Source organism: Kitasatospora sp. NBC_01302, from assembly GCF_035976515.1.
Classification (GTDB): Bacteria; Actinomycetota; Actinomycetes; order Streptomycetales; family Streptomycetaceae; genus Kitasatospora.
The window spans coordinates 166143-180347 of sequence record NZ_CP108404.1 but is presented as its reverse complement, the minus strand read 5'-3'; the positions used below and the strand labels follow the sequence as shown (position 1 = coordinate 180347).

Here is a 14205-nt window from a genome sequence, read left to right as displayed (position 1 = left end):
ACTCTAGTCGGATGCCGACTCGGCGTCGGGTAGGCGCGCCAGCGAACCGGCGCGCCCCACGGCAGCGCACTCTCGCCCTGCGGCGCTCTCGGCGCCTACGCCGCCTCCGTCCGTACGTCCGACGCCTGGTGGAGTGCGAGCAGGGCCGTGTAGCGGCGCAGGACGTCCTCACGATCGGCCGGCTCGGGTACCGACGCCTCGCAGGCGCGCCAGATCATGGCGCCCTGGTCGGCCAGGACCTGGCGGCGGCGGGGGATCGTGGTCTGCTCCATGACGCGGCACAGTGCGTCCAGTTGGCGGATCATCACGGCCGGCATGCCGGCCGAGCACTGGCGGATCTTCTCGAAGGCGCGTTGGACCAGGCGGTCGTAGTCCGCCTGACAGGCGATGACGCGGATCCGGCCGGAGCCGTCGCGGTGGACGCGTTGCGGGTGCCAGCCGTGGGTGATCCGGCACAGGCAGTGGCTCAGCCAGTCGATGCAGGTCAGTGCCGTGAACGTGTCGTTGACGGCGGGGGACAGGGCGCGGATGGCGATCTCCACCAGCTGGTCGAAGCCGAAGGAGACGTCCTGGGTCAGGGCGCGGTAGGGGCCGGTCACCTGGACCCGGGACAGTTGGGCGGCCAGGCGGGGCGCGGCGGCGGGCGGCCAGACCACGGCCAGCGGTTGCCCCTGGACCAGGAAGTGCCCCGGTCGGTACGGGAGGTGGAGCACTGCGTCCGCCGTCGTGGCGAGCCGGACCAGCTCGTCGTGCTTGAGGAACTGCAGGTAGCCGGTGGCCGGGGTCGGGATGACCGTCCCCGAGTCGCCGATCCGGCGGAGCAGCTCGTCGGTGTCGGGACCGCAGCCGGAGCGCGCCGACGGGAGCTGGTCGGTGCCGCTCTGGGCCTCGATGGCCGAGGCCAGGTCGTCGGCGATCATGGCGATGACCTGCGGCAGCTGGATCATGGTGGCGATGTGGTGGATGAAGTAGATCAGCACGCCGAGGTCGAGGGTGATGATCCGGCTGTCATGACCTGGATTCCCGGGGCGCGGGCCGGAGCTCGAAAAGGTGCTCGGTGCTGCTGGAGAGGCCGTGAGGAGGCTTGCGCTGCTCCGCGTCGTAGCGAGGTGACGCTCGGTCGGGGCCTCCTGGCCAGGGCCCTCCGGTCGGCGCCGGGCCGTCAGGGGCCGTGCCCGCCGGTTGGTGCGTGCGGTCCGGCAGTGACGGGCAGCCCGGGCTGTCAGAGGTGCGTGGGAGTCTTCGGGGAGCCGTAGGGCGAATCGGGTTGGATCTCTCCCGGACGAGGCGGAATCCCCGCTCTTCGGAGGGGGAGCAGTCAAGCTTGGAGGCACCATGAAGCTTCTTCTCACTTCCGCGGGCGTCAAGAACGCGAGCATCCATGACGCGTTGGTCGATCTCCTGGGCAAACCGATCGCCGAGTCCAACGCCCTGTGCATCCCCACCGCGGGCTACGGGCACCCCACCGGCAGCCCGGCCGGGGCCTGGCGCTTCATCACCGGGCAATCCTCCACCCCGATGTGCGAGTTGGGGTGGAAGTCGCTGGGCGTGCTGGAGCTCACGGCGCTGCCCAGCATCGGTGCCGAGCGCTGGGTGCCCTGGGTCCAGGAGGCGGACGTGCTGCTGGTGAACGGTGGCGATGCGCTGTACCTGTGTCACTGGATGCGGCAGTCCGGGCTGGCGGACCTGCTGCCGTCGCTGCGCGAGTTGGTCTGGGTGGGGCTCAGCGCGGGGAGCATGGTGATGACTCCCCGGATCGGGGCGGACTTCGTGGGGTGGCAGTCGCCCACCGGGAGTGACGGCACGCTGGGGGTTGTCGACTTCTCGATCTTCCCGCATCTGGACCACCCGGCCCTGCCGGAGAACACCATGGCCGATGCGGAGACCTGGGCGGCAGGCCTCTCGAACCCGGCGTACGCGATCGACGACGACACCGCCATCAAGGTGAGCGACGGGGTCGTCGAGATTGTCTCCGAGGGACGCTGGCGGCTGTTCTCCACCTGACCTCTGGTGTGCGGCAGGAACGTGGTGGCAGACCATTCTCGGCATCCGGATGCGGCCACCTGCACGCCGACGACGAGCAGTTCGCCGGCAGTTCGCCGTGCAAGCCTCTCGCTCTTCACCCGTAGTGGTGAATCACCCCCGAGGGGACCGGCAGTCGGCCGGGTCCGGTTCCCGGCACTGCTACGTTCTGTGTGCTGATCGCTACGGGGGGAGAGGGACGTGTTCGACGCTGCTGTGCCCGAGTTCCGGCACGAGGCGGAGGTGGTGGTCGTCGGCGCAGGCCTGTCAGGGCTGGCCGCCGCCGTCACGCTGCGCCGCTCGGGCTTCGAGGACGTCGTTGTACTGGAGAAGTCCGACCGGCTCGGCGGCACTTGGCGCGACAACACCTACCCGGGGTGCGGGTGTGACGTGCCGTCACTGCTGTACGAGTACTCGTTCGCGCCTGGCCCCTGGAAGCGAACCTTCGCCACCCAGCCGGAGATCCTCGCCTACCTCCGCGCCACCACCGCCGAGACCGGCACCGACCGGTCGGTCCGCTACAACGTCGAAGTGCACGGAGCGCGTTGGGACCGGACGAGCGGCCGCTGGCTGCTGGCCACCTCCGCGGGCGGGTATGCCGCCCGTGTCCTCGTCATGGCCACCGGCCCCTGGAACCGGCCCCGTTACCCCGAGTTGACCGGTCTCGCGGACTTCCCCGGCACCGTCTTCCACTCCGCCCGCTGGGACCACACCGCGGACCTGTCCGGCCGCCGCATCGCTGTCATCGGCAACGCCGCCTCCACCGTGCAGTTCCTGCCCGCCCTCCAGCGCCACGCCGCCCGCGTCGACATCTTCCAGAGCACCGCCCCCTGGGTGCTCCCCAAGCCGGACTACGCCCTCCCGGGAGGCCTGCGCCGGCTCCTGCTGCGCCGGCCCGCAGCGCGCCGCGCCGCCCGCGCCGCACACGCAGGGACTCAGGAGGCCATCGGCTTTGCCATGCGCCACCCGCGGCTTCTGCCGCCGCTGGAAGCCATGGCGCGCCAGTACCGGCGCCGCTGTGTCCCCGACCCCGTCCTGCGCCAGGCCCTCACGCCCGACCACCGGCTCGGCGCGCGTCGCATGCTGACCTCCGACACCTACTACCAGGCTGTCAGCCAGTCCAACGTTCACTTGCACCCCACCCGGGCCACCCACATCGACGGGAACGACGTCGTGGGCGCGGACGCTCGACGGGTCGGCGCGGACATCGTCGTTCTGGCCACCGGCTTCCACATCGGCGAACTGGCCATCGCCCCACACCTGTACGGCAGCAACGGTCGGAGCCTTGCCGACACGTGGCGCAGTGGTCGCGACGCCTACCTCGGGACCAGCGTCAGTGGGTACCCCAATCTCTTCCTCCTCCTCGGGCCGAACATCCTCAGCGGCACCAGCGCCGTCCCCGCCGTCCTGGAGGCTCAACTGCGCTATCTCACCGACGCACTCACCCACCTGCGTGCGGGCAACCACACGGCGCTCGATGTGCGCCCGGAGGTGGCCGACACGTACAACCACGCCGTGCAGGAAGCCCTGAAGTCGACCGTGTACGCGGACGACGACTCCGGCTACTACTTCGGCACACCCGGCCGGAACACCTTCTGCTGGCCCTGGTCCACCCGCCGCCTCCGTCGCCGGCTCCACGCCTTCGACCCGAACTCCTACGACTGGCAGCCGTCTCGGCCCATCATCGGCCGCCCGCGCGGCGAAGCGGCCATCGGCCGACCGCACGGCACCGCCGGTGGTGCCGCCGTGCCCGCACCGGTTCAGCCGACGGGCCTCCTTCCGGTTCCACCAGGCAGCAGCGGTCATCCTCGCTGATACCGGGATGCCCGGGACCCGCGACGGGTCGCGTCAGCCGCAGGCGTGCCGCCGCGGGGCACGGCCACCAGGTCGCGTCCACGGCCCGCCCCGGAACCGGATTACCGAGGAGCCGTCGATACGCCACTCCAGCGGATGTGGCCCTACCGATCACCAGGCCCGCGCGGTGGCTCAGGTGCCCTGGTCAATGGTCGTGCGCCCCGCATCGGTGCCGTGCGGGCAGAGGAGAACCTGCAAGGTGGGCTCCCTTCGCCGGCATTGTCCGGATCAGGTGGTGGAGGTCGCCTTCCGGTCTCACAGACCTTCCGGCCTCTCAGCCCGACCGTCGACCAACGTCCCGCGCGGAGCCTCCGCCCATCGCTCAGGACCATCCGGTCGAACTCCCTCGCTCGCCCTGCAGGCTGAATTCCACGATACTCCCGCCGCCATTCAAGGCGCCCGTCCCGCTCCCGCCGCCATTCAAGGCGCCCGTCCCGGCGCCCACGGTGCCCTGCCGCTCCGGGCCGCCGGCAGCCGCGTCCATCGCCAACCGGACCGCGGCCGGACACGCGCCGCCGCCATCGAGCGGTTGCCGACAGTCACCATGATGTGAGCTGGGTCCCCTTGGGGCGGGTGCCGGACGGGGGTGGGCCGTGATGGTCCTCACGCGCTGGGGGCACCTCCTACCCTTCCTCGTAGACCGTTCACCACTCCCGTCCACCGGGCCCGCCCGGCCGGCCGCCACCATGGCCGCGCTCCCGTGCCTGCGGCCTGGTCCGCACCGTTTCCGCAGGTCAAAACGTTGCAAATCGCCCAAAAAGCCGCGCCAGAGCAGGTTTAACCGCCCGAACCACACCCAGCCGCCCGCGCCCCACCGGCACGTTCACCCGGCACCGCTACGACGCACCGTCGTAGCGGGCACCCCTTGGAGCCGGCCGACCGGCCCGCTAACAATGGCTGAGTCGCCAGCTGCGGCGGCGGTTCGATCCGCTGCCGCACTCCCGTCCGGCGGTCGCTCACTGTGAGAGCGACCGCCCCGGCACCGACACCCGCCCGCCGGGCCCCACCGGGTCCGCCGAGCCACGGGACAGGTGCCCAAGTGATCTGAGGTCGAACTCCACATGCCCGTGATCTCCACCCGCATGCGCAAGTCCGCCGCCCTGCTCGCCTCCGCCGCCGGCATCGTCGCCATCGGCGCCGCCGTCGCCCCCACCGCCGCCTCTGCCGCCACCCCGCAGCAGATCGCCGCCAGCATCGTCCCCGCCGACCAGCTGGCCTCCTTCGACCAGATCGTCTCCCACGAGAGCGGCTGGAACATCACCGCCACCAACCCCTCCTCGGGCGCCTACGGCCTGGGCCAGGCCCTGCCGGGCAACAAGATGGCCTCCGCCGGCGCCGACTGGCAGACCAACGCCTCCACCCAGATCAAGTGGACCTACGACTACATGAACAGCCGCTACGGCAGCCCCAACCAGGCCTGGGCCTACTGGCAGGTCCACCACAACTACTGATCACCCGATCAGCGACCCCCAGCGGGTCACCCCGAGGGGCCCGGTGCGCGCACCCCGCGCACCGGGCCCCTCGGTCGCGTCCATGGTCAACCTCATGACCCGCCGACCCATCGGCGAAGCCACCCCCACCTGGCGGGGCACTAGATGATGAAGCGGTGGATGGCCTCGTTGGCGTGGTCCTGAAACGACGGGTTGGCCAGGTCAGGGAAGATGTCCGCTTGGTCGACCAAGGGGCCCTTCAGCTTGTTGGCCGCGCTGGCGTAGAACACGCCGCTGGACAGGGTCGGGTCGGTGACACCGTCGACCAGTCGCTTCGCGCCGACCTCAAGCTTGTGGGAGATCCCTAGGGCGGGCATGACGTACTTGGCCGCCATACGCAGCGGTAGGGCAATGTCGTTGGAGGCTTGGGTGCCGGTGGTCGCGCCGGGGCTCACGGTGATGAAGCGGCGCTCGGGGTGTTGGCGGGCCAGGTAGGCCATCCATAGGGCCCCGATGTACTTGGCCTGCCCGAAGGCGAGGTTGAAGTCAGTCTTTCCGTCGGCGAAGAATCTGCCGTCGATGACGCTGGCGAGTTCATCGGCAGAGGTTGAGGCAAAGGACGGCCGTTTCATCCGCAACATCGGAAGTCCCCTGGCTGCTTCACTTCCGGCGAGGACCGCGACCTCGCCAAGCCGCCCTTCGGCCAAGAGCCCTTCGAGGAGGACGACGTGGCCGAGAACATTTGTCGCGAACACCTTGGTGACCCCGTCGGCGGTCAACTCCATCGACTGCGGGCCAATGACACCAGCGTTCATGACCAACGCGTCGACGGATCCGTCGATGGCCGCAAGGCCGGCTCGGACCGAGCCCGGATCGGCGACATCCATGACCACGATGTCAAAGATGCGCCGGCCGGTAGCGGCTTCGAGCTCGGCCTTTGCCGTTGTCGCCCGATCTCGGTTGCGGCATGCCAAGTAGATGCGGGCCGTCTCCGGTCGCAGAGCCAGTTGGCGGGCCACGTCCTTGCCGATCCCGACGTTGGCGCCCGTAATCATCACGGTCTTTCCTGGGAGTGTGCTCATCGGGATTCCCTCTCATCTTCTGTGGGGCTGTTCAGGTTGGACGACTCTTGCTGCGTCGCGGGGCCGGTGCTCCGTTGACGAGCCATCCGTTCTTGGTCAAGAGTTCGAGGGCCGCTCGGCTCGCGCCGTACATCGCCATGCCGGGCTGTCCGAAACTGGCGACCATCGTGCTGACATTGACGATCGAGCCCCATCCGCGCTCGGCCATCGCAGGTGCCAGGGCCGCGACGAGGAAAAACGGAACCTTGACGTTAAGTGCGAAGGTCTCGTCGAACTCTGTTTCGGTCGCAGCGTCGCTCGGCCCCAGCAAGGCGACTCCAGCATTGTTGACGAGAATGTCGACGTGACCATCGCCGGCCTCAGTGGCCCATCGCGCCAGGTCTTGTGCCGATTCCAGGTCTCCCAGCGTGGTGAGCCTGAACGACGCTCTACCTCCGCCGCCTTCGATCTCGGCCACGACCCGCTCGGCTCTTTCCGCGTTGCGTCCGACAACCAGGACATGAGCGCCGCGGGCAGCGAGAGCCATGGCCGTCGCCTTGCCGATCCCGCTCGTAGACCCGGTGACCAGTGCAGTTCTGTCCTTCAAGTCAGCAGGCATGCGTTGCTTCCTCCTCCTGCTTAAAGTGGGTTGTGTAACTCAGTCTGGCCTGGCTGGACTGGGCTGTCAAACCCAGAATCGCTACTATGGGTGGATGGTGAAGAAGACGAACGATCGGCCGCGGCTGACCCCGAAGGGTGAACGTGTCCGGGCTCGGATCGTGGAAGGGGCTGCGGCCTTGATCCACGAGCGCGGGGTCGCGGGTACCACCTTGGAAGACGTCAAGGTGGCAGCGGAGGTCAGCGGTTCGCAGCTCTACCACTACTTTCCCGACAAGAACGAGCTCCTGCAGGCGGTCATCGGCTACCAAGCCGACACCCTCGTCAATCACAATCGGCAGGCGCTCGGCAGCGAGGACGGAGTCGCAGCCTGGCGGAACATGCTGATCGCCGGGGTGAAGCATGGAGAGGCACAGGGCGGCTGCCCACTCGGTTCGCTCGGCGGTCAACTCGCCGAGAGCGACCCCGAGGCCCGAGCCCTCATCGCCGCCGGATTCGAGCGATGGTCAACCGCCATCAGCGAAGGACTCAGGTCGCTTCATGCCGAGGGGAAGCTCGCACCCGGCATTGACCCGGACGCCCTCGCCACCACGATGCTCGCCACCCTGCAAGGGGGACTTCTGCTCGCCCAGGTGCAACGGAGTACGCGTCCCTTCGAGGTTGCGGTCGATACCCTCCTCGCCCTTGCCATCCAGCCTTGAGACTCAAAGGCCGGTTCCGATATGGGGGGACAACCCCCGGACAGTCCCCGAAGCCACCGGCCGGGGGCCGTCAGTGACACCGCGGACAAGTCACGCCTGGGCGTCCCCACGGCTGCCCCGGCGGCATCCCTCCCCGGAGGGTGCCGGGCGGAACTGCCCGGCAAAGTCGTGAGGCCGGGTGTTCGGCCCGCGGCGATCGGGCTGTACCAGTCCGTGATGCGCCCGCGGTGTATCGGTGGAGTGCTGATCACCGACGGCGACGACTCCTGCGGCCTGCTGCGCATGGTCGACGGCGGGACCGGCGCCTTCGCGGGGCCCGACCTGCGCCGGCGGCTCTCACCCGATGGCGATGCGCCGGCTCGTGTTCGAGGCTCCGGCGCCCGTCAGTGGCGCAGGGCGGCCGCGATCTCGGCGGAGACACTCCCGGACAGGGTGCGGTTGGAGCGGGCCGTGGCGGTCCTGCTCGCACCGGAGTTCACGGCATCGACCGACACCACGACGGCGTCGAGGAGGTTGCCACCCGGATCGCGGAAGCTGACCGCGACCGTGTAGTCCGCGGTGCCGGAACCGTGGTTGGTGACGGTGACCACGGCCGTGGCCCGACCGTCGGCGTCCGTGGCAGCGGCGCCCACCGAGACATCGGACCTGGCATCGACGCCGTTCTTGACCGCGGCCAGTTGGGAGGCCGCCGCCGAACTCGCGGCGGCCACGGCGCTCTGCAGGGCCGAGACCGCGGAGGTGGCCGCGGAACCCGCCGCGGAGATCCCGGCTGACCGCGCTGCAGAGCCGACCGCGGCCGGGACACCACTGCCGCTGCTCGAACACGCCGTCAGCAGCGCTGCGGTGAGGACGCCGCCGAGCACCTGGAACGAGCGGCGCGCCACGGTTCGCCGTCCCGAAGGCCCCGCCAGGCCCGATGCCTGGTGTGGGCGGTGGGCGGGAGCGGTCTTCGCCTCAGTGCCGACGGCAGTGCCGACGGCCCTGTGCTCATCGGCTTCCACGGTGGTCATCACTGTCTCCCGACTCACGACGCTCGGGTCCCACCCTTGAGCCCGAACTTCGTTCCGGCAACTCGGAGAGGTCTCCGAGGAGGGCGCTCGGCCCTCTCCGGGCGGCTGATCCGGCCGGCATCGAGAAGCGGACAACGGCCGTCGTGGCAGTGGTGGGCCGTGCGTCCGGCACACCTCGGTTGCCGGTCGCCGGCGAGCGCTGCTCCGCCAGCCGGGGGCCTTGCCTCGCGGGTGGCGACCGGAACGCCGCCGACCGGCGGAACCCACCTCGACGAGGACACGGACGCCACGGAGCCGACGCGCGTCACGCAGCGGTGAGCTGTCACGCCACGTACGCTCGACCGGATCAGTGGCTCGGAAAAGGCCCGGAGGACCGGACGGCACGCTTCGACCGCGAACACGTCATCAGGGTGCTGACCTTCTGGCTGCGCCCGGCCTTCGCGCTGCGCGTCGTCAACCGGTTCCAGAAGACGGTGGGCTTCGACCGCGCGATGTCCCTGGCCTCCAGCGGACTCACCGCACTGATCCCGCTGGCGATCCTGCTCTCCTCCTTCCTGGACCGGTTCGGGCAGGGCGACCTGGCGGACCGCATCGTCAAACGCTACGGGCTCACCGGCGGCGGTGCCGAGGCGGTCAGGCATCTCTTCTCGTTCCCGGCCGCCGACCCCGGCACCAGCGTGCTGGGCCTCCTGTTCCTGCTGATCTCCGCGCTGAGCTTCTCCCGCGCCGCGCAGCGGCTGTTCGAAACGGCGTGGGACCTCACCCCGCTCAGCGTGCGCAACACCAAGAACGGGCTGCTGTGGAGCCTGTCGCTGGCGGCCTACCTGGTCGTCGTCGGCTGGCTGCACGCGCTGCTCGGCCGTGGGCGCCTGGACCTGGCCGCCGTACTCTGCCAGGTCCCGGTCACCGTGCTCTTCCTGCTGTGGAGCGGGCGGCTGCTGTCCGCACGGCGGATCGACCGGTGGGACCTGGCACCGTTCACGCTCCTCGCGGCCGGCGCGAGTGCGGCCTACTCGGTGGCCGCCACGGTCTACCTGCCCCGCCTGTTCAGTTCCTACGCGACCCGGTTCGGTGCCGTCGGGGCCGTGTTCGCGATGCTCACCGCCCTGTTCGGCCTGATGTTCGTCCTGGTGGGCTCCTGCGCGGTCGGGCGCGAGGTGCGGGACGAAATGGGCCGCATCAAACGCGGCCTGCGACCACCGGACGACGAGGTCCGGCGCCAGTGGGCCGAGCTCGTCGCCCGCATGCGCGAGGGCTGGCAGGCCGCCCGTACGGAGCACCTGGGCCGCCGACCGCCCGGTGACCGTGGCCGATCCTGAGGCGGTCATTGAGGACCGGCTCGGAGTTCTCGCACAGGTCGACCCCGGCTGGGGAGTTCGGTCCGACGGAGCCCCGGGCCACGGCGGCCTCGCCCGCCGGCCGTCTCTGCGGGCCTTCGTGGCCGCGCCACGCGGCTGTGTGCGGCCGCGGCAGGCACGTGCGTGACCCGCCTGATCCGGCAGGCCCGGTTCGTCGCGAGGGATCTTGGCCGGTGTTTCGGATGGGTCGTGTTCGGATGCCGAGCCGCCGCCATGCCGTCTTCCGGTCTGCCTTCCGGCGCCGGTAGAGGTGGTTGGGGGCCGGACGGCCTTCGGGTCTTCATGGTGCTGTCTGCAGGAGCGTCCGGAGGGTGTTGAGGCAGACGGCGATCGCGGGTTCGTGTGCCGTGTCGTGGCGGACGGCGATCTCGATGGTGCGGGCGAGGGTGGTGTCGGTGATCGGTCGCGCGGTGAGTGTGGGCGGGAGGTGAGCGGTGGCCATGCGGGGGATGAGGGTGGCGTGTCCGGTGCTCTCGGTGAGAGCGATCATGGCGGCGAAGTCGGTGCAGGTGTTTCTCACCTGGGGGGTGAAACCGGCGGCGCGGCAGGCTTGGAGGACGGCGTCGCCGCAGGCGGTGTGGGGCGGCGCGATGGTCCACGGGGTGTCTGCGAGGTCGCGCAGGGCGATGGGGGAGTGGGCGGTCAGCGCCGCGGGGTGGTCGCGGGGCAGGACGGCGAGGAGGGGGTCGGTTCGCAGGGTTCGGGTTTCCACCTCGGTGAGTGGGGGTGCGGCGAGGTTGTCGTACCGGTAGACGAGGGCCAGGTCGGCGCGCCGTTGGAGCAGCAGCCGGACCGCGGCCTCGGGTTCGGCCTCGGTGATGCGGAGCTGCACATCCGGGTGGCTGTCCTCCAGGGCTTTGCCGAGGGGTGCGGCCACCGGGGTGAGGGCGCTGGGGAAGCAGGCGAATCGTAGGGGGCCCTGGGGGTGCCGGTCCGGGTGTGCAGCCGGATGCGGGCGCGCTCGAGGGCGGCGAGTACGTGCTCGGTGTCGCTGTTGAGGCGACGGCCTGCGGGCGTGAGGTGGACCGAGCGCCCGGTGCGTTCCAGGAGGCGGGTGCGGGTCTCCTCTTCCAGCAGGCGCAGTTGCTGGGAGACGGCGGAGGGTGTGACGCCGTGGAGTTCGGCGACGGCGGTTACCGTGCCGTGCACTTCCAGGTCACGGAGCAGGACAAGTCGTCGCACATCGAGCATTAGTCCATCTTAAGCATCTGCTGTAGCAGATGTAGCTGGACGCTGGGGCCCTCGGGCGGTGACTCTGGTTGCCGTCAGCCCCGCGTCCTGCGAGAAGTGCCAGGAGTTACTTGTGCGTGCCACCGTGGTCCACGGCCCCCGTGACATCCGGATCGAGGAGGTCCCCGACCCGGTGGTCCAGCGGCCGACCGATGCCGTGGTGCGGGTGGTCAACGCCTGCATCTGCGGCAGTGACCTGTGGGCCTACCGCGGGGTGGCCGCCCGTGAGCCGGGGCAGCGGATCGGGCACGAGTTCCTCGGCATCGTCGAGGAGGTGGGCTCCGAGGTCGGCCGGTTCGAGGCCGGGGACTTCGTGGTCGCACCGTTCGTCTGGTCGGACGGCACCTGTGACTTCTGTCGCGACGGGCTGCAGACGTCCTGTCCGCACGGCGGCTTCTGGGGCAGTGTCGGCTCGGACGGCGGGCAGGGCGAGGCGGTACGGGTTCCGTTCGCCGACGGCACCCTGGTCAAGCTGCCCAAGGACGCGGCCACCGACCAGGCGCTGCTGCCCAGCCTGCTCGCGCTCTCCGACGTGATGGCCACCGGGCACCACGCGGCGGTCTGCGCCAGGGTCCGCCCGGGGTCGACGGTGGCGGTGGTGGGCGACGGCGCGGTGGGCCTGTGCGGGGTGCTGGCCGCGCACCGGCTCGGCGCCGGCCGGATCATCGCGCTGGGCCGCCACGAGATGCGCACCGGGATCGCGCGCAGGTTCGGCGCCACCGACGTGGTGCCGGACCGCGGTGAGGCGGCGGTCGAGAAGGTGCGCGAGCTGACCGGTGGTCAGGGCGCGCACGCGGTGCTGGAGGCGGTGGGCACCGAGGAGTCGATGCGCACCGCGATCTCGATCGCCCGGGACGGCGGCGCCGTCGGCTACGTCGGGGTGCCGCACGGCGGCAGCGCGGGCGTGGACATCGGCCAGATGTTCGACCGGAATGTGACACTGGCGGGCGGCGTGGCACCGGCCCGCGCGTACATCCCCGAACTGCTGCCGGACGTGCTCCGCGGTGCGATCGAGCCCGGCCTGGTCTTCGACCGCACCGTCGACCTCGCCGGAGTGCCGGACGGCTACCGCGCCATGCACGAGCGCGAGGCGCTGAAGGTCCGCATCGCCTTCTGACGGTGCCTCCGGCAGCCTCCCGCTCCGATGGGCGAGATCAGCCTTTCGCGATGCGGGGCGGGATCAGGGGAGCCTCCGTCGAACCAGGGCGGGGTCCTCGGCGAGGTCCGCGAGGAGTGCGTCGAGCTTCGTCCGGTCCACCGAGGGCATCACGAACACGTGGACGTAGGCGCGGCGGGTGGACTCGTCGCCCGGGACCATGACAACGTCCTGCGAGGAGAGCGACCACTTCGCGACGAGCTCCGCGCTGGGCTTGCGGAACCGGACGGTGACGGCGCCCGGGGTGCGTGCCGGCCAGAGTTCGACGCCCGACTCCCGTTCCATCGCCAGCAGGCGCCGCTCCAGGTAGTGGGCCAGCTCCTGGGCGCCGCGGATCCGGTCCACCTGGTCCTGGTAGGAGTACCGGGACAGGTGGTCCCAGAGGACGAGGGGGGAGAACCCGTTGCGGGAGCCCGCGAAGGTGGTGTCGGGCGCGCCTATGTACTCCGGCTGGGACGGCGGCGAGATCTGGTACTTGACCTTCGTCATGTAGATGCCGCACGGCCACGGCGCGCCGGCCCACTTGTGGCCGCTCATCGCAATCGAGGAGACCATGTCGACCTCGCCGAACTCCCTTGTGGGAAGCGTGAGTCCGAAGTCGTACTCGGGCAGCTCGACCTCGGGGGTCCAGCCGTACGCCGGGTCCTGGGCGGCCATCCGCACGAACGGCGCGTAGCCCGCGCCGAGGGCGCCGTCCACGTGGATCCAGAACCCGCGGCGCACGTCGACCAGCGGCTCACCGGTGGCCGGGTCGGTGCCGTGGACCACCTCGCGGTGGACCAGGCCGTGCTCCTCGAAGATCGGCAGCAGCCGTTCGCACACCTGCCGGACGTCGTCGTGGGCTCCCTTGAAGGTGCTGCCGAGGTTGAGGTTGACGAAGATCGGGTGCCCCTTCGCGGCGAAGAACTCGACCAGCGCCGCGAGCGCGTCGATGTCGATCTCGCCCGGGCCGTCCCAGGACAGGCCCGAGGGGCCGGCGGCGGAGGGGACCTCGGTGGGCCATTGGCGACGCCCGGTGACGGGGTCGGGCAGCGGGCACTCGTCCGGGTACAGCTCGGTGCCGACGGCGTGGAAGGTCTCCACGTTGAGCACCCGGACGGCCTTGGCGAAGGAGTAGTGGGTGTCCTCGGAGTAGAACGCCACCGGGCGGTGGGCGTTGGGGTTGGTGCGGTCGGGCCGGGCCCCGACGTAGCGCAGGGCGTCGAACGGCACCGCCGGGGGCTGGATCAGCGCCTTGCCGCTCAGGTAGTCCCGGGCGTTCCAGAGCGCGTACATGTTGCCCTCGGTCGAGCCCATGGACAGCATGTAGCCCCAGTACGACTCGGGGTCGGCCGGGTCGTGCGGTCGCCCGGCGTTCCACAGCGCCGCGTAGTAGTCGAGCACCGCCCGTTCCACGACCTTGGTGTTGGGCTTGTAGCCGCCGCTCTGGAACGGGTCGCCGAGGTTGTTGATGTTGTTCGGCATGAACCGGGCCAGGTCCAGCGCGCAGCCCTGCATGTCCTGGGTGGCCTGGTAGCCGACCAGGTGCCGGCGCTTGCGGGTCAGGTACTCGTCCACCGTGTCCAGTGCGCGCAGCCGCTGTGTGTCGTCCAGCCCGGTGGTGGGCAGTGCGAAGTCGCGACCGTCCAGCTCGGATCCCGGATCCACAACCGGCGCCGCCGCCGGCTCGGCGTCGGCTGCGGCGAGCGTGGCGTCCGCATCGTCCGCGGTTGCGGCTGCTGCGGCGGCGAGGGTGGCGGTCGGGCTCATGGGCGGGGCACTCCGG

At 70.5% G+C, this 14205-nt stretch carries 11 protein-coding genes and 2 pseudogenes; 6 read left to right on the top strand and 7 right to left on the bottom strand.

Features of this window, described 5'->3' with window-relative positions; translation table 11 throughout:
- Positions 1-95 precede the first annotated feature (95 nt).
- The gene (locus tag OG294_RS00900; RefSeq protein ID WP_327064407.1) at positions 96-1337 is read right to left on the bottom strand and encodes a DUF2254 domain-containing protein; all 1242 of its coding nucleotides are present in this window, start codon (positions 1335-1337) and stop codon (positions 96-98) included.
- Between OG294_RS00900 and OG294_RS00895 the strand changes: the two genes are divergently transcribed.
- The 3 genes from OG294_RS00895 to OG294_RS00885 all read left to right on the top strand — a co-directional run bounded on the left by OG294_RS00895 (position 1336) and on the right by OG294_RS00885 (position 5327).
- A complete protein-coding gene (locus OG294_RS00895) occupies positions 1336-2004 on the top strand; it encodes a Type 1 glutamine amidotransferase-like domain-containing protein (RefSeq protein ID WP_327064406.1) in 669 nt (222 codons plus the stop codon). The genes OG294_RS00900 and OG294_RS00895 overlap by 2 nt on opposite strands.
- Before the next feature lie 219 nt (positions 2005-2223).
- Complete coding sequence (locus OG294_RS00890) at positions 2224-3837, top strand: flavin-containing monooxygenase (RefSeq protein ID WP_327064405.1); 1614 nt, start codon at positions 2224-2226, stop codon at positions 3835-3837.
- Between the two features lie 1100 nt (positions 3838-4937).
- On the top strand, positions 4938-5327 hold the full coding sequence (locus OG294_RS00885) for a lytic transglycosylase domain-containing protein (RefSeq protein ID WP_327064403.1): 390 nt from the start codon (positions 4938-4940) through the stop codon (positions 5325-5327).
- Between the two features lie 140 nt (positions 5328-5467).
- Here the strand turns inward: OG294_RS00885 and OG294_RS00880 are convergent, their stop codons facing one another.
- Both OG294_RS00880 and OG294_RS00875 read right to left on the bottom strand, forming a co-directional pair.
- The gene (locus OG294_RS00880; RefSeq protein WP_327064402.1) at positions 5468-6388 is read right to left on the bottom strand and encodes an SDR family NAD(P)-dependent oxidoreductase; all 921 of its coding nucleotides are present in this window, start codon (positions 6386-6388) and stop codon (positions 5468-5470) included.
- 31 nt (positions 6389-6419) lie between these two features.
- Positions 6420-6986, bottom strand: a complete 567-nt coding sequence (locus OG294_RS00875; protein ID WP_327064401.1) for an SDR family NAD(P)-dependent oxidoreductase — start codon at positions 6984-6986, stop codon at positions 6420-6422.
- A 94-nt stretch (positions 6987-7080) separates the two neighbouring features.
- Here OG294_RS00875 and OG294_RS00870 point away from each other — a divergent pair, with 94 nt between their 5' ends.
- A complete protein-coding gene (locus tag OG294_RS00870) occupies positions 7081-7686 on the top strand; it encodes a TetR/AcrR family transcriptional regulator (RefSeq protein WP_327064400.1) in 606 nt (201 codons plus the stop codon).
- Between the two features lie 383 nt (positions 7687-8069).
- Here OG294_RS00870 and OG294_RS00865 read toward each other — a convergent pair whose 3' ends face one another.
- Complete coding sequence (locus OG294_RS00865) at positions 8070-8570, bottom strand: hypothetical protein (RefSeq protein ID WP_327064399.1); 501 nt, start codon at positions 8568-8570, stop codon at positions 8070-8072.
- 536 nt (positions 8571-9106) lie between these two features.
- Here OG294_RS00865 and OG294_RS00860 point away from each other — a divergent pair.
- On the top strand, positions 9107-10015 hold the full coding sequence (locus tag OG294_RS00860) for a hypothetical protein (protein ID WP_327064398.1): 909 nt from the start codon (positions 9107-9109) through the stop codon (positions 10013-10015).
- A 319-nt stretch (positions 10016-10334) separates the two neighbouring features.
- On the opposite strand, the pseudogene OG294_RS00855 reads toward OG294_RS00860, so the two are convergent.
- Positions 10335-10973 (bottom strand): annotated as a pseudogene (locus tag OG294_RS00855) (LysR substrate-binding domain-containing protein); the annotation flags it as partial.
- 143 nt (positions 10974-11116) lie between these two features.
- Positions 11117-11245, bottom strand: a pseudogene (locus tag OG294_RS00850) (helix-turn-helix domain-containing protein); the annotation flags it as partial.
- A gap of 112 nt (positions 11246-11357) precedes the next feature.
- On the opposite strand from OG294_RS00850, the gene OG294_RS00845 reads away from it, so the two are divergent.
- Positions 11358-12401 carry a zinc-dependent alcohol dehydrogenase family protein gene (locus OG294_RS00845; protein ID WP_327064397.1) on the top strand — a complete coding sequence of 348 codons (1044 nt, stop codon included), beginning with the start codon at positions 11358-11360 and terminating at the stop codon, positions 12399-12401.
- A 63-nt stretch (positions 12402-12464) separates the two neighbouring features.
- On the opposite strand, the gene OG294_RS00840 is transcribed toward OG294_RS00845, so the two are convergent.
- Positions 12465-14189: a histidine decarboxylase gene (locus tag OG294_RS00840; protein WP_327064396.1), complete on the bottom strand. Its 1725-nt coding sequence runs from the start codon at positions 14187-14189 to the stop codon at positions 12465-12467.
- Positions 14190-14205 lie beyond the last annotated feature (16 nt).

What these genes read in the sequence shown, in the direction of transcription:
- OG294_RS00895 (WP_327064406.1), top strand. Translation starts at nt 1,336, where the DNA reads ATGAAGCTTCTTCTCACTTCCGCGGGCGTCAAGAACGCGAGCATCCAT.
- OG294_RS00900 (WP_327064407.1), bottom strand. Translation starts at nt 1,337, where the DNA reads ATGGTGCCTCCAAGCTTGACTGCTCCCCCTCCGAAGAGCGGGGATTCC.
- OG294_RS00885 (WP_327064403.1), top strand. Translation starts at nt 4,938, where the DNA reads ATGCCCGTGATCTCCACCCGCATGCGCAAGTCCGCCGCCCTGCTCGCC.
- OG294_RS00880 (WP_327064402.1), bottom strand. Translation starts at nt 6,388, where the DNA reads ATGAGCACACTCCCAGGAAAGACCGTGATGATTACGGGCGCCAACGTC.
- OG294_RS00875 (WP_327064401.1), bottom strand. Translation starts at nt 6,986, where the DNA reads ATGCCTGCTGACTTGAAGGACAGAACTGCACTGGTCACCGGGTCTACG.
- OG294_RS00870 (WP_327064400.1), top strand. Translation starts at nt 7,081, where the DNA reads ATGGTGAAGAAGACGAACGATCGGCCGCGGCTGACCCCGAAGGGTGAA.
- OG294_RS00840 (WP_327064396.1), bottom strand. Translation starts at nt 14,189, where the DNA reads ATGAGCCCGACCGCCACCCTCGCCGCCGCAGCAGCCGCAACCGCGGAC.